Annotated in this window: 22 protein-coding genes; 9 read left to right on the top strand and 13 right to left on the bottom strand. The window is 74.2% G+C overall.

What is annotated here, in order from left to right; all coding sequences use genetic code 11:
• The first annotated feature begins 173 nt into the window (after positions 1 to 173).
• The 4 genes from ABD220_RS05050 to ABD220_RS05035 all read left to right on the top strand — a co-directional run bounded on the left by ABD220_RS05050 (position 174) and on the right by ABD220_RS05035 (position 2212).
• The gene (locus tag ABD220_RS05050) at positions 174 to 590 is read left to right on the top strand and encodes an Hsp20/alpha crystallin family protein (RefSeq protein ID WP_344120382.1); all 417 of its coding nucleotides are present in this window, start codon (positions 174 to 176) and stop codon (positions 588 to 590) included.
• A 169-nt stretch (positions 591 to 759) separates the two neighbouring features.
• Positions 760 to 1191: a universal stress protein gene (locus ABD220_RS05045; protein WP_344120380.1), complete on the top strand. Its 432-nt coding sequence runs from the start codon at positions 760 to 762 to the stop codon at positions 1189 to 1191.
• 76 nt (positions 1192 to 1267) lie between these two features.
• Positions 1268 to 1696 carry a universal stress protein gene (locus tag ABD220_RS05040; protein WP_344120378.1) on the top strand — a complete coding sequence of 143 codons (429 nt, stop codon included), beginning with the start codon at positions 1268 to 1270 and terminating at the stop codon, positions 1694 to 1696.
• 84 nt (positions 1697 to 1780) lie between these two features.
• Positions 1781 to 2212 (top strand): universal stress protein, encoded by a 432-nt coding sequence (locus ABD220_RS05035; protein WP_344120377.1) that lies wholly within the window; start codon positions 1781 to 1783, stop codon positions 2210 to 2212.
• Between the two features lie 6 nt (positions 2213 to 2218).
• Here ABD220_RS05035 and ppsA read toward each other — a convergent pair whose 3' ends face one another.
• The 4 genes from ppsA to ABD220_RS05015 all read right to left on the bottom strand — a co-directional run bounded on the left by ppsA (position 2219) and on the right by ABD220_RS05015 (position 7014).
• Positions 2219 to 4636: a phosphoenolpyruvate synthase gene (gene ppsA / locus ABD220_RS05030; RefSeq protein ID WP_344120375.1), complete on the bottom strand. Its 2418-nt coding sequence runs from the start codon at positions 4634 to 4636 to the stop codon at positions 2219 to 2221.
• A 1-nt stretch (position 4637) separates the two neighbouring features.
• Positions 4638 to 5063 carry a four-helix bundle copper-binding protein gene (locus tag ABD220_RS05025; RefSeq protein WP_344120374.1) on the bottom strand — a complete coding sequence of 142 codons (426 nt, stop codon included), beginning with the start codon at positions 5061 to 5063 and terminating at the stop codon, positions 4638 to 4640.
• A gap of 38 nt (positions 5064 to 5101) precedes the next feature.
• The gene (locus tag ABD220_RS05020) at positions 5102 to 5503 is read right to left on the bottom strand and encodes a hypothetical protein (protein ID WP_344120373.1); all 402 of its coding nucleotides are present in this window, start codon (positions 5501 to 5503) and stop codon (positions 5102 to 5104) included.
• Between the two features lie 152 nt (positions 5504 to 5655).
• Positions 5656 to 7014 (bottom strand): uracil-xanthine permease family protein, encoded by a 1359-nt coding sequence (locus tag ABD220_RS05015; RefSeq protein WP_344120370.1) that lies wholly within the window; start codon positions 7012 to 7014, stop codon positions 5656 to 5658.
• A gap of 201 nt (positions 7015 to 7215) precedes the next feature.
• Between ABD220_RS05015 and ABD220_RS05010 the strand changes: the two genes are divergently transcribed.
• Together ABD220_RS05010 and ABD220_RS05005 are read left to right on the top strand one after the other, a co-directional pair.
• Positions 7216 to 8277 (top strand): iron-containing redox enzyme family protein, encoded by a 1062-nt coding sequence (locus ABD220_RS05010; RefSeq protein ID WP_344120368.1) that lies wholly within the window; start codon positions 7216 to 7218, stop codon positions 8275 to 8277.
• Between the two features lie 125 nt (positions 8278 to 8402).
• A complete protein-coding gene (locus tag ABD220_RS05005; protein WP_344120366.1) occupies positions 8403 to 8585 on the top strand; it encodes a CDGSH iron-sulfur domain-containing protein in 183 nt (60 codons plus the stop codon).
• Positions 8586 to 8588: 3 nt separating this feature from the next.
• Here the strand turns inward: ABD220_RS05005 and ABD220_RS05000 are convergent, their stop codons facing one another.
• The 5 genes from ABD220_RS05000 to ABD220_RS04980 form a co-directional block, all read right to left on the bottom strand.
• Positions 8589 to 9485: an ABC transporter permease gene (locus ABD220_RS05000; RefSeq protein WP_344120364.1), complete on the bottom strand. Its 897-nt coding sequence runs from the start codon at positions 9483 to 9485 to the stop codon at positions 8589 to 8591.
• A complete protein-coding gene (locus ABD220_RS04995; RefSeq protein ID WP_344120362.1) occupies positions 9482 to 10663 on the bottom strand; it encodes an ABC transporter substrate-binding protein in 1182 nt (393 codons plus the stop codon). Before ABD220_RS04995 ends, ABD220_RS05000 begins: the two co-directional genes overlap by 4 nt.
• Complete coding sequence (locus tag ABD220_RS04990) at positions 10660 to 11424, bottom strand: ABC transporter ATP-binding protein (protein WP_344120360.1); 765 nt, start codon at positions 11422 to 11424, stop codon at positions 10660 to 10662. Before ABD220_RS04990 ends, ABD220_RS04995 begins: the two co-directional genes overlap by 4 nt.
• Entirely contained in the window at positions 11400 to 12491 is a 1092-nt protein-coding gene (locus tag ABD220_RS04985; RefSeq protein ID WP_344120358.1) for an acyl-CoA dehydrogenase family protein, read from the bottom strand. Before ABD220_RS04985 ends, ABD220_RS04990 begins: the two co-directional genes overlap by 25 nt.
• 125 nt (positions 12492 to 12616) lie before the next feature.
• Positions 12617 to 13150 carry a nickel-binding protein gene (locus ABD220_RS04980; protein WP_344120357.1) on the bottom strand — a complete coding sequence of 178 codons (534 nt, stop codon included), beginning with the start codon at positions 13148 to 13150 and terminating at the stop codon, positions 12617 to 12619.
• A 228-nt stretch (positions 13151 to 13378) separates the two neighbouring features.
• Here ABD220_RS04980 and ABD220_RS04975 point away from each other — a divergent pair, with 228 nt between their 5' ends.
• Positions 13379 to 14077 (top strand): metal-dependent transcriptional regulator, encoded by a 699-nt coding sequence (locus ABD220_RS04975; RefSeq protein ID WP_344120355.1) that lies wholly within the window; start codon positions 13379 to 13381, stop codon positions 14075 to 14077.
• Here the strand turns inward: ABD220_RS04975 and pgm are convergent.
• Positions 14067 to 15701, bottom strand: coding sequence for a phosphoglucomutase (alpha-D-glucose-1,6-bisphosphate-dependent) (pgm, locus tag ABD220_RS04970; protein WP_344120353.1), 1635 nt, complete (start codon positions 15699 to 15701; stop codon positions 14067 to 14069). The genes ABD220_RS04975 and pgm overlap by 11 nt on opposite strands.
• A 176-nt stretch (positions 15702 to 15877) precedes the next feature.
• On the opposite strand from pgm, the gene ABD220_RS04965 reads away from it, so the two are divergent.
• The gene (locus ABD220_RS04965) at positions 15878 to 16072 is read left to right on the top strand and encodes a hypothetical protein (protein ID WP_344120351.1); all 195 of its coding nucleotides are present in this window, start codon (positions 15878 to 15880) and stop codon (positions 16070 to 16072) included.
• Between the two features lie 76 nt (positions 16073 to 16148).
• On the opposite strand, the gene ABD220_RS04960 is transcribed toward ABD220_RS04965, so the two are convergent.
• Positions 16149 to 17693, bottom strand: coding sequence for an amidase (locus ABD220_RS04960; protein ID WP_344120349.1), 1545 nt, complete (start codon positions 17691 to 17693; stop codon positions 16149 to 16151).
• Between the two features lie 133 nt (positions 17694 to 17826).
• Between ABD220_RS04960 and ABD220_RS04955 the strand changes: the two genes are divergently transcribed.
• Complete coding sequence (locus ABD220_RS04955; RefSeq protein ID WP_344120347.1) at positions 17827 to 18270, top strand: hypothetical protein; 444 nt, start codon at positions 17827 to 17829, stop codon at positions 18268 to 18270.
• Between the two features lie 97 nt (positions 18271 to 18367).
• Here the strand turns inward: ABD220_RS04955 and gabT are convergent, their stop codons facing one another.
• Together gabT and ABD220_RS04945 are read right to left on the bottom strand one after the other, a co-directional pair.
• Positions 18368 to 19723 (bottom strand): 4-aminobutyrate--2-oxoglutarate transaminase, encoded by a 1356-nt coding sequence (gene gabT / locus ABD220_RS04950; RefSeq protein ID WP_344120345.1) that lies wholly within the window; start codon positions 19721 to 19723, stop codon positions 18368 to 18370.
• A 93-nt stretch (positions 19724 to 19816) separates the two neighbouring features.
• The coding region (locus ABD220_RS04945) for an aldehyde dehydrogenase family protein (protein WP_344120343.1) at positions 19817 to 20307 on the bottom strand (491 nt) is incomplete at its 5' end.

The raw sequence follows: 20307 nt of genomic DNA, 5'->3' as shown, positions 1-20307 counted from the left end.
CCCGGCGGGGAGGGCCCTCGTCATCATCCGCCCCGGACCCCGAGGCCCTTACGCGCCCGGTCGGCGGAGTCTAGGCTGAAAGGGTCGAGGCGGACCGCACCGGTCTCCCCGGCCGGCCGGGCCGACACCCCCGGTCCCGCCGCGGAACGGGTGCCACGGGAAGGAGCCGGGCCATGGCCGGATTGATGCGCAGGGAGGGGCTGGAGATGCTCGAGCCCCTCCGACGCCTCCTGGAGGGGGACGTCGAGGCGTCCTGGCCCCGCGTGGAGGAGTACCGGGACGGCGACACGGTGGTGATCCGGGCGGAGCTGCCCGGCATCGACCCCGAGCAGGACGTGGAGCTCACCGTGGCCGACGACGTGCTCCACCTGCGGGCCGAGCGCAGGGAGCGGACCGAGCACAAGGACAAGGGCGGCTACCGCTCCGAGTTCCGCTACGGCTCGTTCTCCCGCACCCTGCCGCTGCCCGCCGGGTGCCGGGACGAGGACATCAGTGCCGCCTATCGTGACGGCGTGCTCGAGGTCCGCGTCCCCGTCGCCGGGCCCGTCGAACCGCCGGCGACGAGGAAGATCCAGGTGACGCGCGGCTGAGCAGACCGGGGACCACCCGTGCGCCGGCGGGCGGGACGGCGCCTCCCGCCGGCCGTCATGCGGGCCCGGGGAGTCCGTCGTGACGCCGGGGTCGTTGTGAGCCACCTCACCGGGTCCTATCGTGGAGACAGGCGGACCGGCCGGCCCGCCGGGAGCAAGGGGGAACACCATGGGCGACTCCTCGCCGGGAGACCGGATCGTCGTGGGAGTCGACGGATCCGGCTCGTCCAAGGCCGCCCTCCGGGAGGGCGTGCGGCTCGCCGAGGCCCTCGGTGCGCCGCTCGAGGCCGTCATGTGCTGGGAGGACCCGCTGCTCTACGAGAGTTACCGAGTGGTGGACCCCGAGGAGTTCCGCCGCGGCAGCGAGCAGCTGTTCGAGAGCACGCTCGCGGAGGTCTTCGGGGAGCACCGCCCGGCGAACCTGACCACCCGGCTGCTGCGCGGTCAGGCCGCCACCCGGCTCATCGAGGAGAGCGAGGAGGCCCGGATGCTGGTGGTCGGGCGACGGGGCACGGGCGGGGTGCTCGGGATGATCCTCGGCTCCGTCTCCTCGGCCCTCGTCTCCCACGCCAAGTGCCCCGTCCTGGTGGTGCGGCACTGAGCGGTCCGCCAGGTCCCTGGCGGACGGAGCGCGTCCCGGGCACGGCCTGCGGGCGCCGGACCGAAGGAGTTCGACCATGGAAGCCCCGTCGCAGCAGCCGGTCCTCGTCGGGATCGACGGCTCGGACTCCTCCAAGGAGGCCCTCCGCACGGCGGACCGGATCGCCCGTTCCCTGGGCGTCCCGCTGGTCGCCCTCATGTTCTGGCAGGGGCCGCCCGTCTACGAGGGCTGGGAGACCGTCGACCCGTACAAGCCACCGGCCGGCAGCGAGGAGCAGCTCCGGTCGACGCTCGCCGACGTGTTCGGCGCGGACGTCCCGGGGCACGTGCGCGCCGAGCTGCTCCACGGGCGGCCCGCGGCCCGCCTGGTCGAGGAGAGCGGTGACGCCCTGATGCTGGTGCTCGGCCGCCGCGGCCACGGCGGTCTGCGGGGCTCGGCCCTGGGCTCCGTCTCCAACGCGTGCATCGCCCACGCCCACTGCCCGGTGCTGGTCGTCCGGCACTGACCGGCCGGCGCCGATCACCCGGCGCGGGCCACGCGGCACCGACAGGCCGGCCCCGGCGGCCGGCCCCGACAAGGAGGTTCGGTCATGAGCGCACCGACGACGGACCAGCGGATCCTCGTGGGGATCGACGGCTCGGAGTCCTCGATGGAGGCCCTGCGGCTGGCCGCGCGACTCGCCGAGGCCCTCGACGCCCCGCTCGAGGCGATCGCGTGCGCGGGCGACCCCACCGTGCTGGACGCCGAGCTGCTCGTCGACGAGGAGGCCCTGCGCGCCAACCACGAGCGGATCCTCGCGCGCACGGTCGCGGCCGTCTTCGGGGAGGACGTCCCCGACCGCCTGACCACCACGGTCACGCACGGCCGCCCGGCCGGGCGGCTCATCACGGAGAGCGAGAACGCGCAGCTGCTCGTGCTCGGCCGGCGAGGCCGCGGCGGCCTGCTCGGCTCGGCCCTGGGCTCGGTGTCCCACGCGTGCATCTCCTACGCCCACTGCCCGGTGCTCGTGGTCCGGCACTGAAGCGGCTCAGGCGTCCACGGTGCTCCCGGGCCCGCCCGCGAGGCGCCGCTCGGTCTCGGCGATCCGCCGCGCGGTGCGCAGGAAGCTGTCCGGGTTCAGGGAGATCGAGTCGATCCCCTCCCGCACCAGGAACTCCGCGAAGTCGGGGTGGTTGCTGGGGCCCTGGCCGCAGATGCCGATGGGGATCCCCGCGGCGTGGGCCTTGCGGATCGCCTCGCCGATCATCCGGGTCACCGCCTCGTCCCGCTCGTCGAAGAGTGCGCGCAAGGCCTCCGCGTCCCGGTCCACGCCGAGCACGAGCTGCGTGAGGTCGTTGGAGCCGATGGAGAAGCCGTCGAACCGCGCGGCGAACTGCTCGGCCAGGACCACGTTGGAGGGGATCTCGCACATCATGTACACCTTCAGGCCGTGCCGCCCGCGCTCGAGCCCGTGCTCGGCCATCGTGGCCAGGACCCGGTCCGCCTCCGCCACGGTGCGGCAGAACGGGACCATGACCACCACGTTGTCGAAGCCGATGCGCTCGCGGACCCGCCGCAGCGCCCGGCACTCGAGGGCGAAGCCCTCGCGGTACCGGGGGTCGTAGTAGCGGGAGGCCCCGCGGAACCCGAGCATCGGGTTCTCCTCGGGCTCCTCGAAGGCCGCCCCGCCCACGAGGTGGGCGTACTCGTTGGTCTTGAAGTCGCTGAGCCGCACGATCACCGGCCGGGGGTGGTACGGGGCGGCGAGCTTGGCGATGCCCAGCGCCAGCGTCTGCACGAAGTACTCCTGCCCGTCCGGGAATCCTGCCGTCAGCTGCGCGATCCGCCGCCGGTCCGCCTCGTCCCGCACCCGCTCCGGGTGCACCAGGGCCATGGGGTGGACCTGGACGATGCTGTTGACGACGAACTCCATCCGCGCCAGTCCCACCCCGTCGGCCGGCAGCCGCCACCAGCGGAAGGCCGCCGCGGGGCTCGCCACGTTCACCATGATCGCGGTGCGCGCGTCCGGCAGCTCCCCGAGGTCGACCTCCTCCACGTCGAAGGCGAGGGTGCCCTCGTAGACCGTGCCCCGGTCGCCCTCCGCGCAGGAGACAGTCAGGTCCTGGTCCGCCGGGATCGTCCGGGAGGCGTCGCCGGTCCCGACGACGGCGGGCAGGCCCAGCTCCCGACTGACGATCGCCGCGTGGCTGGTGGGTCCGCCGTGGTCGGTGACGATCGCGGCGGCACGCTTCATCACCGGGACCCAGTCCGGGTCCGTCATCTCGGTGACGAGCACCGACCCGTCCCGGAAGGACTCGATGTCCGCCGCGCTGCGCACCACGCAGGCGGTGCCGGTCGCCACGGAGTCCCCGACGGCGGCGCCCACCGCGAGCACGCGCCCCTTCTCCCGGAGGTGGTGGACCGTGAAGCGGCTCGCGCTGCGACCGGCCTGGACGGTCTCCGGCCGGGCCTGCAGCAGGAACAGCTCCCCCGTCAGGCCGTCCTTCGCCCACTCCAGGTCCATGGGCCGGCCGTAGTGCTCCTCGACGAGCACGGCCCAGCGGCCGAGCTGCAGGACGTCGGCGTCGCCGAGCACCCACGCCTGGCGCTCCGCGGGGGAGGTCTCCACGAGCCGGGTGGCGGCGGCCCCGGCGGGGGCGTCGTCGTCGTGGACGAGCTTGTGCAGCTTGGCTCCCCGGGTGCGCTCCACGATCGGGGCCTCCGCCACGTCGAGGAGGGGCTTGAAGACGAGGTACTTGTCCGGGTCCACGGTGCCCTGCACGACCGGCTCGCCCAGCCCCCACGCCGCGCTGATCACGGCCACCCGCGGGAAGCCGCTCTCGGTGTCGATCGAGAACATCACCCCGGAGCTGCCGAGGTCCGCCCGCACCATCTCCTGCACGCCGACGGACAGGGCGACCGCGAGGTGGTCGAACCGCTTGAGCTCCCGGTAGGTGATCGCCCGGTCGGTGAACAGGGACGCGTAGCACCTCCGGCACGCCTCCAGCAGCTCCTCCTCGCCGACCACGTCGAGGAAGGTCTCCTGCTGGCCGGCGAAGCTCGCGTCCGGGAGGTCCTCCGCGGTCGCGCTGCTGCGCACGGCCACGGGCAGGTCGGCGCGGCCGGTGCGCTCGCAGAGCTCCCGGTAGAACTGCCCGATCTGCCGCGCCGTCTCCTCGGGGAACTCGCCGCGCAGGAACAGTGCGCGCACGGCGGCGCCGGTCTCCCGCAGCGTCGCGCGGCCCGCGCGGTGGTCCTCGAGCCGGTCCCGCAGGGCGGTGCCGATCCCGTTGGCCGCCACGTAGGACCGGTAGGCGTCCGCGCTGGTCGCGAAGCCGCCCGGCACGCGCACCCCCCGCGAGCTCAGCTCCCGGACCAGCTCCCCGAGGGAGGCGTTCTTGCCGCCCACGCGCGGGACGTCCGCGATCCCGAGCTCCTCGAACCAGTGGAGCTCGGGGGCGGCCACCTCAGCTCCTCCGGGCCAGCAGGTCCGCGCAGGCCTCGTCGCAGCGCTCGCACGCATCGGCCACGAGGGCGCAGTGTTCGTAGAGCTCCGCGTGCTTGCGGCACGCGTCCCGGCACGCCCGGGCCGCGGCCAGGCACGCCTCGAGCAGCGGCACCAGCACGGCCCGGCCGTTCCCGGGCTCCGGGAAGCCGAGGCGGGCCAGCACCTGGGCGGTGGCCGAGCAGATCACCGCGCAGTCCTGCTCGGCGCGCAGGCTGTCGCGCAGGTCCGCGACGGCGTCCTCCTCCACGCAGGCGTCGGCGCCGATCCGGCAGATCTGCGCGGCGTCGAGGCACGCCTCGATGCACCGGGCCTCGGCCGCCCGCTCATCGCTCGCGAGCTCCGGAGCGGCGGGGTGCGCCATCAGTGCGTGACTGATCCTGCTCACGGGGTGTCCTCCCTCTGGTGGGGCCGGTACGGGTCGGTTCAGCCCGCGAGGCGGGGTCCCGGGGCGGCCGCCGACGGTACCGCCTCGCGTGCGGGCCCGGGGGCTCCTGGACGGCGCCGGGTCCCCGCCCGGCCGGCGAGCCGGGTCACGGTGCCGTGGCCCGGCGGATCGGCGGGGAGCAGGAAGTCGACGGCGGGCGTGCCGCGCACGGCGTCCTCGTGCTCCGCGGCCCAGCGCAGCAGGTCCACGGCGGCGGGCTCGACGTGGTGGGCGGGGGTGAGGTCCACGATGACGGCGATGCCCGGGACGAGGGTGCGGGCCCGGCGGACCAGGGGGCACAGGGCCCGGTGGTTGAGCTCGGTGACGCAGCCGCTCACGACGAGCCGGACGTGCCTGCCGTCGAGGTCGACCTGGACGAGGACGGACGGTCGGTGATGCATGGTTTCTCCCCTGCAGCTGGTGGTGCGCGGCCGGCTGCTCGGCCCTCCCGCACTCCACGCTAGGGGAAAGGAGACCTGGGTCACCAAGAATGGTGGCCTCTCATCGGCACATTTCCTCTACCGACGAGTAGAAGAGCGCTCCGCGGCACTCCTCAGCCCAGGGGAGAGGGCTGCCGCGTGGTGTCGGGGGCGAGCGGGTCGCTGCTCACCGTTCCCCGCGCACGGGCCACGGCCGCCATGAGGTGGTAGACCACCAGCGTGGCCGCCGTGCCGAGGGCGATGCCCGCGAACTGCAGGCCGGAGGCCTCCCACGTGTAGTCGGCGACCCCGATGATCATGGCCACCGCGGCGGTGGTGAGGTTGACCGGGTTCGAGAAGTCCACGCGGTTCTGCACCCAGATCCGCACGCCCAGCATGCCGATCATCCCGTACAGCACCGTGGCGGCCCCGCCCAGGACCCCCGCGGGAACGGTGGCCACGGCGGCGCCGAAGACCGGGAAGACGCTCAGCAGGATCGCCACCGCGGCGGCGACCCAGTAGGCCGCCGTCGAGTAGACGCGCGTGGCCGCCATGACGCCGATGTTCTCGGCGTAGGTCGTGGTGCCCGAGCCACCGCCCGAGCCGGCGATCACGGTGGCGAGCCCGTCGGACATGATCGCGCGCCCGATGTACGGGTCGAGGTCGTCACCGGTCATGAGGGCCACGGACTTCACGTGCCCGATGTTCTCGGCCACCAGCACCAGGATGACCGGGACGAACAGGCCCATCAGGGGCAGGTGGAACTCCGGGGTCTGGAACGGGGGCAGCCCGAAGAGCCCCTGCTCCTGCCACGCGGCGCCGACCGCGGAGAAGTCGACCTCGCCCCGGACCACCGCCGTCAGGTAGCCGATCAGCACGCCGAGCAGGATGGACAGCCGGCCGGGCAGGCCGCGGAGGAGCACCGAGATCAGCACGATGGAGGCCAGGGTCACGAACCCGGTGACCGGGGCGGCCATGAAGTTGTCCTTCGCGGACGGCGCCAGGTTGAACCCGATGAGCGCCACGATGGTGCCCGTGACCAGCGGGGGCATGAGCTTCTGGAGCCAGGCCGTGCCCGCGAACTGCACCACCAGGCCGATGAGGAACAGCGCCGCGCCCGCCATCAGGACGCCGCCCAGCGCGCCGCCGGGGCCGTACTGGTTCGTCGAGGCACTGATGGGAGCGATGAACGCGAACGACGAGCCCAGATAGGACGGCACCCGGCCCGCGGTCACCGCCAGGAAGAGGATCGTGCCCACGCCGGAGAAGAACAGCGTGGTGGAGGGCGGGAAGCCCGTGATCAGGGGCACCAGGAACGTGGCGCCGAACATGGCGACCACGTGCTGCGCGCCGATGGTGACCGTGCGGGGCCAGGTGAGCCGCTCCCGCGGCCTGACGACCTCCCCGGCGGTGACGGTGCGGCCGTCGCCGTGGAGGCGCCAACCCAGGCCGAGGCGGGTGGCGATGGTGCGTCCGGGCACGGGGGAACTCATGCGGGTCTCCTCGACGGCGGGGTGGGAGCCCGGATCCGGGCCTCCACCACTGTACTCGGTGCCCCCGCCGGGCACCGAGGGCCCCCGGCCCGGCCCCGGCCCGGCGCCCCGACCGTGTCGGTCGCTGTCCATGTGATCAGCACGGTGATGGAAACTATGATGGTGGGCGATCCACCGCACCGTCCGGACAGGAGTCGATACATGCGTCAGCCACAGCCACGAGGGCCGCTCGGCGAGGACCTTCTCGCGCTGCTCCGGGAGCAGCCCGGCACCCCTGGGGCCGAGGCCCGTGCCGGGGCGCTGCCGGCGGCCGCCCGTGCCGCCGTCTCCCGCGCGGACGGCGTGCTCGCCGACGACGACGTCCAGCTCAGCCTGTTCGTCCTGCACGCCCTGCACTACCAGGGCGTCGACGGGGTGGACGACCGCTGGGAGAGCGACCCCGAGCTGTTGCGCACGCGGGAGGTCCTCTCCGGCGCGCTCGAGGCGCAGCTGCGCGCGGAGCTGCCCGCCGACACCGTGCCCAGCACGCCGCAGTCGGTCGCCGACGCCCTGTTCGCCATGGCCGCCGACGACGACGGGCCGAGCCTCGCGCGCCACCTCTCCGGACGGGCGGACGCCGAGCAGGCGCGGGAGTTCCTGCAGCTGAAGTCCGTCTACCAGCTCATGGAGGGCGATCCGCACACCTGGGGCATCCCGCGGCTGAGCGGCCGGGCGAAGGCCGGGCTGATCGAGATCCAGGTCGACGAGTACGGAGGCGGCAACGCCCTGCGCATGCACTCGGCCCTGTTCGCGGCCGGGATGCGCGAGGCCGGCCTCGACGACTCCTACGGCAGCGCCGTGGACCGGGTGCCCGCCGAGTGGCTCGCCGGGGTCAACACCGTCTCGATGTTCGGTCTGCACCGGCGGTTGCGCGGCGCGGTGGTGGGGCACCTGGCGATGTACGAGATGACGTCCTCCGTGCCCGCCAAGTTCCTGGCGCGCGGCTTCCACCGCCTGGGACTGCCCGCAGCGGCCGCGTTCTACGACGAGCACGTGGAGGCCGACGCCGCCCACGAGCAGATCGCGGCCCGGGACATGGCCGGAGGTCTCGTGGTCGAGGACCCCGCCGTCGCGGCGGACGTCTTCTTCGGCGCGCGCTGCGTCCTGCACCTGGACGCGCTCGCCGCCCACCAGGCGCTCGCCCGGTGGGAGGCGGGGGAGTCCGCGCTGCGCCCGGCCGCGGCGGAACCGTCCCGCCGCGGTGCCGCGGAGCTCGTCCGGTGAGTGCGGAGGAGCGCCCCGAGGACTCCGCGCCGGTCCCCGGACCGGAACCCGCTCCGGCGCCGCACCCCGGCCCCGCGCCGGTTCTCGATCCCGGCCCGGCCGCGGCTGCCGGGTCCGGTGGGCCGGTGTCGATCACCGTGTGCCCCGACGGCCCGCTGCTGGTGCGCGGGGGCTACGAGCTGCTGGACGGTGAGGACCGGCCCATCGACCCGGGGCGCGCCACCGTGGCGCTGTGCCGCTGCGGGGCGTCGTCCATCAAACCGTTCTGCGACGGCTCGCACAAGCGGGCCAGGTTCCGCGCCCGCTGAGGCTCAGCGGCGCGGGCCCGGTTCGCGCAGCAGCCACTGCGCGAGCTGGTCCAGCGCCATGCCGAGCAGGCCGATGACGAGGATCACCACGAGCATCTCGTCGTAGGCCAGCCGGTCGCGGGCGTTGAGGATCTCGTAGCCCAGGCCACTGCTGACCCCGAGCATCTCGGCGGGGACGAGGACCACCCACGAGATCCCCAGTGCCAGCCGCACCCCGGTCATGACGAACGGCCGGATGCTGGGCAGCACCACGGTGCGCAGCCGTTCGGCCGGGGTGGCACCGAGGGTCTCGGCGACCCGCAGGTGCAGCGGGTCCAGGGCCTTGACGCCCGCGGCCGTGTTCATGGTGATCGGCCAGACCGCGGCGGCTGCCACGAGGAAGACGACGGGGGCGTTGCCCACCCCCAGCAGCGCCACGGCCACCGGCGCCCAGGACAGCGGTGAGACCATGCGCAGGAACTGCACCACCGGGGCGCTGGTCCACCGGAAGCGGCGGTAGGAGCCGATGAGCAGCCCGAGCGGCACGCCCAGTCCCGTGGCGACGGCCAGCCCGCACAGCAGGCGCCACAGGCTCGTCAGGCCGTCCTGGAGCACGACCCCCCGCTCGGCCAGCGAGGCCACGGCACCGGGCATGCGCTCGGGCTGGAAGGAGGCGATCATGGTGTTCGCCCCGCCGGCGGCGTGGGTGAACGCCCACCACACGGCGACCGTGACCAGCACCCCGAAGGCCCCCCAGGCCGGGCCGGCCCAGCGGGACCCGGTGCGCCGGGCCGGTCGCGCCGGAGCGGACCCGGTCGGTCCGGTGCGGTTCGGTCCGGTGCGGGCGACGTCGTCGAGGTCGATGGGGGCCCCCGGGGCGTCGTGCGGGGCGGGGTGCGGGGCGGGGTGCGGCGCGCTCATGCGCTGATCTCCTCGGTCCGGGTGGTGCCGGTCAGGCCGAAGGCGGCGAGGCCGCCGACCTTCTCGATGCTGCGGGTGACGAGCGTGTCGTCGACGAGCTCGCGGTGGACCAGCGCCGGGTCCAGTCCGTCGAGGAATCCCGCCGGGGCGTCGACGACGGTCTCCTGCATGGCGCGCACGAGCTCCTCGGTGAAGCTCGCGTACGGGTACGGGCGGAAGTCCAGCCGCTCCCCGTGCCAGTCCGGGTGCTGCAGGGCCTCCCCGTGCGCGGCGGCGGAGTAGGTGAGGGCCCGCTCGATCACGGGCCGGGGCTGGGGGAGGTAGCCGGCGGCCAGCAGCGCCGCGGTCTCCGGCCGGTTCTGCCGGGCCCACGCCTGGGCCCGGACGAGGGCGTCCATGAAGCCGGCGGCGTGGGCGGGGCGGTGGCGGAGGAGCTCGCCGCGCATCATGGTCACGCAGCACGCGTGGTCGCGCCACACGTCGCCCAGGAACCGGTGGATGTGTCCCACCTGACGCGCCTCGGCGGCGGCGTTGAAGGGGTCGGCCACCACGTACCCGCCGATCACGCCGTTGTTCAGCGCGGGGAGCATGTCCGAGGGGGCCATGGGCAGCAGGGCCACCGTGCGCCCCGTGCGGGACGGGCTCTCGCGCATCACCGGGGTCAGTCCCGCGCCGCGCAGCAGCTGCTGGAGCACCACGTTGTGCACGGACCACCACGCCGGGATCGCCACGGACTCCCCGGCCAGGTCGGCGACCTCGGCCACGTCCGGGCGGACCGTGAGCGCGGAGCCGTTGGTGTGGTTCCACGCGGTGATCCGCACGTCTGCCCGCAACCCGTAGCGCATGTACAGGGCCATGGGCATCAGCAGGTGGATCGCGTCCACCTTGCCCGCCACGAACGCCTCGGACAGCGAGGACCAGCTGCGGAACAGCACGGGATCGGCCACCGGCACGGCGGCGTCCTCGTAGTACCCGTTGGCGTGGGCGACCAGCAGGGGGGAGGCGTCCGTGATCGGGAGGTACCCGATCCGCACGGGGCGCTCCGGATCGGCCGCGCCGCGGGCGTCCTGCTGGCTGCCCGCGTAGAGGGAGCCCGCACCCCAGCCCAGCCCGGTGAGGGCCGCGGCCCCCGCCCCGGCCCGCAGCAGCGTCCGCCGGCTCGGTCCACGGGTGCTCATATGACCCAGTTCCCGGAGCCGTCGTCGCTCCCGCGGTAGTGGGCGAGGATCTGCTCGGCGGTCGTGCCGTCCTGCGCCGGGACCCACTGCTGCCGGAACCCGCGCGGGCCGGCGAAGAAGCCGATCCGGTCGCCCAGGGTGATGGCCTCGTCGACGTCGTGGGTCACCAGGAAGACCGTCAGCTCGAGCTCGGTCGCGAGCCCGCGCAGCCACAGCTGCAGGTCCTTGCGCGTCGCCGGGTCCAGGGCGCTGAACGGCTCGTCGAGCAGCAGCACGTCGGGGCGCACCGCGAGCGCGCGGCCCACCGACACGCGCTGGGCCTGCCCGCCGGAGAGCTCCTGCACGGGGGTGTGCGCGAGCGGGGCCAGCCCCAGGATCCCGAGCAGGTCGTCCACGCGGGAGTCCTCGAAGCGGTCCCGGTTGCGCCGGTACCGGCCGCCCAGGGCGATGTTCTGGCGCACCGACAGCCAGGGGAACAGGCCGGGGTCCTGGAAGACGACGGCGAAGCGCTCGTCGGCGTTCCCGAACTCGATGCTGCCCCCGTCCAGGGGCTCGAGCCCGGCAATGGCCCGCAGCAGCGTCGACTTCCCGGAGCCGCTGGGGCCCAGCACCGCGAACGTCTCGCCGGTGCGCAGGGTCAGGTCCACACCGTCCAGGGCGGGGGCCGCGGCCCCCGGGTAGCTCTTGCGCAGCCCGCGGACGGTGAGCGCCGGTCGGGAACCGGGGACGGCGCGGCTCAGGGCAGGTTCTGCAGCACCCATCGCAGGTGTCCTTCCGTGGGGGACTGGACGGGCAGGAACGCGGCCTCGCGGGCCCGGCGCGCCGTGGGGGAGGACATGGCGTAGCCGCGCCCGCCCACGACCTTCCCCTCCAGCCGGGTGGCCCGGCCCGTGAGCAGCGCCGCGTCCAGCCGGAGGGAGAACAGTTCCCGGGGCTCGGCCTCCCGGGGCGTGCCGGCCAGGCGCAGCAGGTCGGCGCGCAGGCGCCGGAACTCGGTGCCTGCCTCCTCCAGCTCCGCCCGGAACACCTCCGCGACACCCTGCAGGGCCTCGTGCGCGGCGGTCAGCGCGGCGGCCGAGAGGCCGAGGCAGAACGCCGTCTGCAGCAGCAGGAACGGGCCGCGGACGGCGGCCAGGAAGGACGGGACGTCCTCGCTCAGCAGGTCCTCGCCGGGGTCGACGGCCACGTCCTCGAGGACGAGCACGCCCGAGGCCGTCGCGTTGAGCGCCATGAGGTTCTCGAGCAGCCGCACCGTCACGCCGGGTGCCGAGATCCGGGTCCGGACCACCACGCGCGTGCCGTCCTCCCGGACGGCGGGCAGCACCACGACGCCCTCCGGGTACAGGTTGGAGGCCCACGGGACGGTGCCGTTGAGGACCGGTCCCGACGCGCCGGCGCTCAGCGTCACGGGGATCTCCCCGATGCCGGCCGCGTCCTTGAAGGCCGGCGCCATCGCCGAGCAGCCGGGCACGGCCCCGGAGCGCACGTCCGCGGGGATCTCCGTCCCCGTGGCGGCGAGGTACTCGACGGTCGCCCGGTGCGCCCACAGGGAGAACGCCGTGGCGGTGCACTCGGTGGCGAGGTCGAACACGACGGCGGCCTGCGGGGCCAGCGACCCGGTCAGGCCGAGGTCCAGCAGCCCCCGGGCGCCCAGTTCGCGCAGGGTCTCCAGCGGGGAGACGGCGGCGTCGTCGACGTCGCGGGCCCGGGCCGCGGCGGTGCGGCGGACGAGGTCGTGGTCGGGGTAGTCGACGAGCGGCGCGAGCAGCGGCCGGGCCTCGGGGACCGGCCCGCCGGCCGGGGACGGGGAACGCGTGGACTGGGTCATGGTGGTCCGTTCTGCCGGGGGAGTGCGGGGCCGGTCCGCACGGTGGACGGGCCCAGGACGGGAAGCACGACACGGCGGCCCCCCGGAGCGCGGGGACCGCCGTGTTCGTCGAGTGCTGCGGCCCCTCAGACGTTGAGCTTGAACAGCCGGTCGAACGGGGTGCCCACGGCCTGGCGGGCGCGCTCCACGGACGCCTCGTCGGGGGCGTTGTAGAAGCACAGGCACTTGGCGGTGTCCTCGCGCACGTAGGTGCGCAGGAAGGAGACCTCGGGGACCTCGGCGTACTTCGGGGAGTTCGCCTTCTTGCGGGCCAGGTACTGCTCCATGGTGATCTCGGCGGGGATGTCCCACTCCACCAGGAACTGGGCGTCGCCCTTGAGCTTCTTGATGTCGTCGAGCTCGGCGCCCACGAGGCGGACGGCGTCGGGGCCGGTGACCTCCGCGGCGGCGTCCCCGGCGGCGGTGCGCACCGTCTGGGCGAGATCCTCGGCGCTGTCGGCCTCGACGATCACGAACACGCGTCCGTGGTCGGCCGTGACCTGGGACTCGATGAACTCGGCGCCCGCCGCGGAGACGGTCTCGGAGACCGTGGCGATGAGCTGGGTCACGGCGTCCTTGGACGCGGAGGCGGGAACGATCTCGAGCAGGTGGAGAGACATGCGGTTCCTTCCGAGGGGACGGGGTGGCGGCGGGTGAGCCGCTCGGGCACTCCTGCCAGGCTAGGCTCCTGTCCTCGGAAGGACCCGGAATCCGTCACACTTCGTCATATGAGCCGGTGGTGCGGGTCCTCCCCGCTCCAGGATCCTGCCGCGTGCACAATGCGCCCCGGTCCGCCCCCCGGGGCATCGTCGCCGGGTGCCGTGCCCCCGGGTCGCTAGCCTGGGGGAGTGCGCGCGGAAGAACTGAACCGGTCCGTCCAGGACTGCCTCAAGACGGTCTGGCTGGCCCAGGAGTGGTCCTCGGAGCCCGTGACCACCACCGGGCTGGCCCAGCGGCTGGGCCTGTCCCCGTCCACCGTGTCGGAGGCCGTCAAGAAGCTCACGGCCCAGGGCCTGCTGAGCCGGCCCGCCCACGGCGGGATCGCCCTCACCGGCCGCGGCCTGGACGTCGCCGTCCAGATGGTGCGGCGCCACCGGATCCTCGAGGCGTTCCTCACCGGGCACCTCGGCTACGCCTGGGACGAGGTGCACGAGGAGGCCGAGGTGCTCGAGCACGCCGTGAGCGAGAAGTTCGTCGCCCGGCTGGACGCCCTCCTGGGCCACCCGGAGCGGGACCCGCACGGCGACCCGATCCCGCGGCGGGACGGCACCGTGCCGTCCGCCCCGGCCGAGCTCCTGGCCGACGTCCCGCCGGGCACCGCCGTGGTGGTGGCCCGGGTCTCGGACGCGGACCCGGGCGTGCTGCGCCGGCTCGGGACCGCCGGCATCCGGCCCGGGACGGAGCTCGTGCTCGGCGAGCACCGGTCCCGCTCGGTCCCCGTGGTGCTGGACGGGGACGTCGTCGAGGTCGACCTCCTCGCCGCGGAGGCGGTCTGGGTGCGCTCCCGGGGGCGGCCCGGCCCGCCCCCGGGACCGGTCAGGAGATGACCCCGTCCACCAGCGCCTTGGCCTCCCGCTGGACCTGCTGCAGGTGCTCCTCCCCGAGGAACGACTCCGCGTAGATCTTGTAGACGTCCTCCGTGCCGGACGGCCGCGCCGCGAACCACGCGTTCTTCGTGGTCACCTTCAGCCCGCCGATCGCCGCGCCGTTGCCGGGGGCGTTGGTCAGCTTCGCCGTGATCTGCTCACCGGCCAGGGTGTCCGCCTCCACCTGGGCCGGGGAGAGCCGCTTCAGGGCGGCCTTCTGCTCCCGGCTCGCCGGGGCGTCGATGCGCTGGTAGACGGGGGCGCCGAAGTCCTGGGTGAGCTCGGCGTAGCGCTGGGACGGGGTCCTCCCGGTGCGGGCCGTGATCTCCGAGGCCAGCAGGGCCAGGATGATCCCGTCCTTGTCGGTGGACCACACGGAGCCGTCCCGGCGCAGGAAGGACGCGCCCGCGGACTCCTCGCCGCCGAAGCCGATCGAGCCGTCCATCAGCCCGGGCACGAACCACTTGAAGCCCACCGGCACCTCCACGAGCTCGCGGCCCAGGGAGGCCGCCACCCGGTCGATGATCGAGGAGGACACCAGCGTCTTGCCGACCCCGGCCTCGGGCGACCAGCCCGTGCGCTCGCGGAAGAGGTAGTCGATCGCCACCGCCAGGTAGTGGTTGGGGTTCATCAGGCCCGCGTCCGGGGTCACGATGCCGTGGCGGTCCGTGTCGGCGTCGTTGCCGGTGGCGATGTCGTACTTGTCGCGGCTGCCGATGAGCGAGGCCATGGCGGACGGGGAGGAGCAGTCCATCCGGATCTTCTCGTCCCAGTCGAGGGTCATGAACGCCCACTGCGGGTCCACGGACGGGTTCACCACGGTCATGTTCAGTCCGAAGCGCTGGGCGATCTCGCCCCAGTAGGCCACGGACGCCGAGCCCATGGGGTCCGCGCCGATGTGCAGGCCGGAGTCGCGGATCACGTCGAGGTCGACGACCTCCGGCAGCGTCCGCACGTACTCCTCGAGGAAGTCGTAGCCGCCGGTGGTCTCCGCGGCCCGCGCCTGTGCCAGCGGGACCCTGCGGACCCCGGCCATGCCGTTCTCGAGGAACTGGTTGGCGCGCTGGGCGATCCACTCGGTGGCGTCGGAGTCCGCGGGGCCGCCGTTGGGCGGGTTGTACTTGAAGCCGCCGTCGCCGGGCGGGTTGTGCGAGGGGGTGATGACGATGCCGTCGGCCATGCCCTCCGCCCGGCCCGTGTTGTGGGTGAGGATCGCGTGGGACAGCGCCGGGGTGGGCACGTAGCCGTCCCGGGAGTCCAGCAGCACGGTGACGTCGTTGGCGGCCAGCACCTCGAGCGCGGTGTCCTGCGCGGGCCCGGACAGGGCGTGGGTGTCCTTGCCCATGAACAGCGGGCCCGTGATCCGCTGGCCGGCGCGGTACTCCACGATGGCCTGCGTGATGGCCGCGATGTGCTGCTCGTTGAAGGAGGCCTTCACGGACGAGCCCCGGTGCCCGGACGTGCCGAAGGCCACTCGCTGGTCCGGATCGGAGGGGTCGGGCACGACGTCGGTGTAGGCGTCGAGGAGCTTGCCGAGGTCGACGAGGTCACTGGGTTGGGCGACGGTGCCCGCACGATTGGTCATGCCGCCCAACCTACCGCCAGCCTCCGCGACGCGCGGAGGCTGGCACACGATCGGGTCGCCAGGTTTCGCCGATTCCGCTCTGCGCGAGGCGCCCGCGAAGGGTCTGGAGGAATCGCGGCCGGTGGGACAGGATGAGGGCACCAGCGAGCGCACGATCCAGCGAGGAGGCCGGCAGCATGAGCGAAGCACCCGACGAGACGAACGAGGACTCGGGCAAGGGCCCGGAGGGCACCGTCCCCGACAACGAGAAGGGCATCGGGCTGACCACCGACGAGAACGCGACCGGCTTCGAGCCGGAGGAGGACCCCGAGGCGGCCACCGAGCCGGGCGACGACCCCGAGGGGGGAGACGTGGCCCTGGGCCACTCCTGAGCTGCAGGGCATCTCTGTCCCGAGGGCAGAGCGAGGCGCCGTCCGGGAGGATCCCGGGCGGCGCCGTCCCGTCCCGTCACCCGCCGGGGGGCATGCCGTCGGCGACCGCCCGGCTCGGCGGGCGGGTGCCGGCGAGGCCCTGGTCCTCGAGCTGCGCGACGACGGCGAGCAGCTGCGCCTCCGCGCTGGGACGGCCGATGAGCTGGACGCCCATGGGCACGACCGGTCCGGCGTCGACTCCCGCGGCGCGGGTCCACAGCGTCGGGACGGTCACCGCGGGCAAGCCGGCCACGTTCACGAGCGAGGTCCACGGGGTGTACTGGCACTGGCGCATGTAGTCCTGGTCCGCGCCCGCCGGGTCCTCGGGATCGTGGCCCGCCCAGTACCAGCCCAGGGGGCGCGGCGTCATGGCGAGCGCGGGCGTGAGCACCATGTCCCAGGCCCCGTAGTGGCGCACCACGTCCCGCTCGATCCGGCGGAGCGTGCTCACCGCCTGCGCGAGCTCGACGGCGGAGCGGCGCAGGGCGCGCTCGCGGAAGGCCGCCGCGAGCCCGGTCAGCCGCCGGGCCTGCTCGTGGTCGAGGGGCGCGGTGCCCATCGAGGTGGTCCAGACGTCGAAGAAGGCACCGGGGTACTCGACGTCGTAGGCGATCGAGGCCTCGCCGACCTCGTGCCCGAGCGCGCGCAGCCGGGTGATCCCCTCGTCGAGGGCGGCCCGCGCCTCGGGGGAGACCTCGATGTCGTAGACGGCGTCGAAGGGTGAGGCGGTGCTCACCCCGATCCGCAGCGGCCGCTCGCCCCAGGGCAGGTGTCCCCGGCGGGCGGCCCGCACGCCCTCGAGGAAGGAGGGCTGGGGCACGGCACCGACCGCCCGGTGCACCACGTTGCCGTGGGCCGGGCCGTGGGCGGGGGCGCAGAGCACGTCCAGCAGCAGGGCCGCGTCCTCGGCGGTGCGGGCGATGGGGCCGTTGACCACGAGCTGCGCGGCGTCCGACTGCGCGTCCGCGGTGGGCACCCGCCCGCGGTTGGGCTTGAGGCCCACCAGCCCGCACGCCGCCGCCGGGATGCGGACGGAGCCCCCGCCGTCGGAGCCCGGGGCCACCGGCAGCATGCCCGCGGCCACGGCCGCGGCCTGTCCGCCGGAGGACCCCCCGGCCCCGGCGGCGGGATCGTGCGGGTTCCGGGCGGGCGGGGCCACGAGGTTCTCGGAGTAGCAGTTGAGCCCGAACTCGGGGACCTGGGTCTTGCCCAGGCACACGGCGCCGGCGGCTCCGAGCACCGCCACGAGGTCGTCGTCCCCGGGGGCGATCGGCGCCCCGGACCCGGGGACCGTCACGGCCGCGGAGCCGTAGCCGGTGGGCATGCCCGCGACGTCGTGCAGGTCCTTCACCGCGAGCGGCAGCCCGTGCAGCGGCCCGCGCGGCGCTCCGGCGGGCAGGGCGTCGAGGATCCGGGCCCTCTCGAGGGCCGGTTCGGGCGCCACGTGCACGAACGCGCCCAGCCCCGCATCACGCTCCTCGATCCGGGCCAGGAAGAACGCCGTGGTCTCCGCGGCGCCCAGCTCCCCGCGCGCGAGCGCGTCCCGCAGCTGGACGGCGGTGAGGTCCCCGATCCCGGTCACGGCGGCTCCTGTCTCGGCCACTGCTGCCCGGGCCGGCGGCTCCGGACACGCTGTGGGGCGTGCTGCCCAGGCTAGTAGGGTGAGGGCGCCCGGACCGCGACCCGCGTTCCCCGATCCACGCAGGAGGCCCTCCGTGCCGACCGCCCATCCGCCCCGTTCCGCCGCGACCCGTGCTGCGGCGACCCGTGCTGCGGTGACCGCGGCCCTGCTCCTGGCCCTGACCGGCTGCTCCCTCTTCGACGGCGACTCCGGGTCCGGGACGGACGCGGCCGATCGTGGTGCCTCGACGCCGTCGGCCTCGCCCTCCGGCAGCGCCTCTGCCGGCGCCTCGGCCGACACCGTGGAGGAGACCTGCGCCCGGGTGCTGGAGGCTGCGCGCACGGCCCCGGAGCAGCTGCAGCAGGACCCGGTGGCCCTGCTCGCCGAGGTGGAGGACATCGCCGCCACCGCCCCGACCGAGCTCTCCGGGGAGATCATCTCGGTCCGCGAGGCCATCGACGGGTTCCGGCAGGGCGAACGGTCCATGATCAGCGTGATCGGGGAGGCCAGGGCCCTGCAGGAGCGCTGCTCCGGCTGATCCCGGCGGCCCTGCCCGGCACGAGGGGCCGTTCCCCGCCGGAGACGCAGTCGCGCTCCGGCGGGGAACGGCCCCTCGTGCCGGTGTGGTGCGGGTGCTACTGTGCCGCGCGGCGGATGGCCTCGGCGAACACGCGCAGGCCGTCGCGCAGCAGGTCCTCGCCGATGACGAGCGGGGGCAGCAGGCGCACGATGTTGCCGAAGGTGCCGCAGGTCAGGATGATGACGCCCTGCTCGAGGCACTCCGCGGCGATGGCCTTGGCGGCGTCCGCGTCCGGGTCCTTGCCGCCGGGCCGCACGAACTCGAGCGCCATCATGCCGCCGCGGCCGCGGATCTCCCCGACGATGCCGGTTTCCTCGGCCACCGGGGTCAGCTCCTCGCGGATGATCTCCTCGACCCGGCGGGCACGGGCGATGAGGTCCCACTCCTCGATGGTCTGCAGCGCCCCCAGCGCGGCCGCGCAGGCCACGGGGTTGCCGCCGTAGGTGCCGCCGAGCCCGCCCGCGTGCACGGAGTCCATGATCTCGGCGCGGCCGACGACCCCGGACAGCGGCATGCCGCCGGCGACGCCCTTGGCCACGGTGATGAGGTCCGGGACGACGTCCTCGTGGTCCACGGCGAACCACTCGCCCGTGCGGCCCACGCCCGCCTGGACCTCGTCCACCACGAAGACGGCGCCGTTGTCGGTGCACCACTCGGACAGCGCCGGCAGGAAGCCCTCGGCCGGGACGATGAACCCGCCCTCGCCCTGGATGGGCTCGATGACGACGGCGGCCACGTTCTGCGCGCCCACCTGCTTCTCCACCTGGAGGAGGGCGCGGCGGGCGGCCTCGGCGCCGGTCATGCCCTCCGGGTCCCGGAAGGGATAGGAGACCGGCACCCGGTAGACCTCGCCGGCGAACGGGCCGAAGCCCTGCTTGTAGGGCTGGACCTTGGCGGTCATGGCGAGGGTCATGTTCGTGCGGCCGTGGTAGGCGTGGTCGAAGACGACGACCGCCTGCCGGCCGGTGTGCAGCCGGGAGATCTTGACGGCGTTCTCGACGGCCTCGGAGCCGGAGTTGAACAGCGCGGCCTTCTTGGGGAAGTCGCCGGGGGTGAGCTCGGCGAGCTTCTCGGCGACGGCCACGTAGCCCTCGTAGGGGGTGACCATGAAGCAGGTGTGCGTGAAGTGCTCCACGGCCTCCTTGACCCGGGCGACCACGGCCGGGGCGGAGGCGCCCACGGTGGTCACGGCGATGCCGGAGCCCAGGTCGACGAGCTGGTTGCCGTCGACGTCGAGCACGATCCCGCCGTCCACGTCCGCCGCGTAGGCGGGCACGGAGGAGGCGACGCCGGAGGCCACGGCCTCCTGCCGGCGGGCGGACAGCTCCCGCGAGCGAGGACCGGGCAGGGTGCCCTCGATGCGGCGGACCTGCTCCAGCCGGTACTGGATGTCGGGCAGGGTCTCGGTCATGGGAGACGTCCTTTCGGGAACGGGGTGCGGTCGCCGCGGGAGTGCGGCGACCGCACCGGTGGTGGAACGGTCCGTCCGGGGACGGGAAGGGGCTCAGGCGGGGGTGCCGGTGCCGGGGGTGGGGGCGGTGGCCCAGGGGTTCTCCACGCCGATGTACTGGGTGGTGGTGTACTCGGCCAGGCCCTCGGCCCCGCCCTCGCGGCCGAGCCCGGACTGCTTGACCCCGCCGAAGGGGGCCGCGGCGTTGGAGATCACTCCGACGTTGAGGCCCATCAGGCCGAACTCGATCCGGTCGCCGATGCGCAGCCCGCGGGAGATGTTCTCGGTGAACACGTAGGAGGCCAGCCCGTACTCGGTGGCATTGGCCAGCTCCACCGCCTCGTCCTCGTCCTTGAACGTCACCACCGGGGCGACGGGGCCGAAGATCTCCTCGGTCACCGCCCGCGCGTCACGGGGCACGTCGGTGAGCAGGGTGGGGGCGAAGAAGTACCCCGGGCCGTCCACACGCTTGCCGCCGACGACGACCTTCGCCCCGCGGGAGACGGCGTCGGTGACGAACTCCTCCACGGAGTCCCGGGCCTTGG

Source organism: Kocuria aegyptia (genome assembly GCF_039530085.1).
GTDB lineage: Bacteria > Actinomycetota > Actinomycetes > Actinomycetales > Micrococcaceae > Kocuria > Kocuria aegyptia.
This window is presented reverse-complemented; position numbering and strand designations above follow the sequence as displayed.

What these genes read in the sequence shown, in the direction of transcription:
- ABD220_RS05050 (WP_344120382.1), top strand. Translation starts at nt 174, where the DNA reads ATGGCCGGATTGATGCGCAGGGAGGGGCTGGAGATGCTCGAGCCCCTC.
- ABD220_RS05045 (WP_344120380.1), top strand. Translation starts at nt 760, where the DNA reads ATGGGCGACTCCTCGCCGGGAGACCGGATCGTCGTGGGAGTCGACGGA.
- ABD220_RS05040 (WP_344120378.1), top strand. Translation starts at nt 1,268, where the DNA reads ATGGAAGCCCCGTCGCAGCAGCCGGTCCTCGTCGGGATCGACGGCTCG.
- ABD220_RS05035 (WP_344120377.1), top strand. Translation starts at nt 1,781, where the DNA reads ATGAGCGCACCGACGACGGACCAGCGGATCCTCGTGGGGATCGACGGC.
- ABD220_RS05020 (WP_344120373.1), bottom strand. Translation starts at nt 5,503, where the DNA reads ATGCATCACCGACCGTCCGTCCTCGTCCAGGTCGACCTCGACGGCAGG.
- ABD220_RS05015 (WP_344120370.1), bottom strand. Translation starts at nt 7,014, where the DNA reads ATGAGTTCCCCCGTGCCCGGACGCACCATCGCCACCCGCCTCGGCCTG.
- ABD220_RS05010 (WP_344120368.1), top strand. Translation starts at nt 7,216, where the DNA reads ATGCGTCAGCCACAGCCACGAGGGCCGCTCGGCGAGGACCTTCTCGCG.
- ABD220_RS05000 (WP_344120364.1), bottom strand. Translation starts at nt 9,485, where the DNA reads ATGAGCGCGCCGCACCCCGCCCCGCACCCCGCCCCGCACGACGCCCCG.
- ABD220_RS04995 (WP_344120362.1), bottom strand. Translation starts at nt 10,663, where the DNA reads ATGAGCACCCGTGGACCGAGCCGGCGGACGCTGCTGCGGGCCGGGGCG.
- ABD220_RS04990 (WP_344120360.1), bottom strand. Translation starts at nt 11,424, where the DNA reads ATGGGTGCTGCAGAACCTGCCCTGAGCCGCGCCGTCCCCGGTTCCCGA.
- ABD220_RS04985 (WP_344120358.1), bottom strand. Translation starts at nt 12,491, where the DNA reads ATGACCCAGTCCACGCGTTCCCCGTCCCCGGCCGGCGGGCCGGTCCCC.
- ABD220_RS04980 (WP_344120357.1), bottom strand. Translation starts at nt 13,150, where the DNA reads ATGTCTCTCCACCTGCTCGAGATCGTTCCCGCCTCCGCGTCCAAGGAC.
- pgm (WP_344120353.1), bottom strand. Translation starts at nt 15,701, where the DNA reads ATGACCAATCGTGCGGGCACCGTCGCCCAACCCAGTGACCTCGTCGAC.
- ABD220_RS04965 (WP_344120351.1), top strand. Translation starts at nt 15,878, where the DNA reads ATGAGCGAAGCACCCGACGAGACGAACGAGGACTCGGGCAAGGGCCCG.
- gabT (WP_344120345.1), bottom strand. Translation starts at nt 19,723, where the DNA reads ATGACCGAGACCCTGCCCGACATCCAGTACCGGCTGGAGCAGGTCCGC.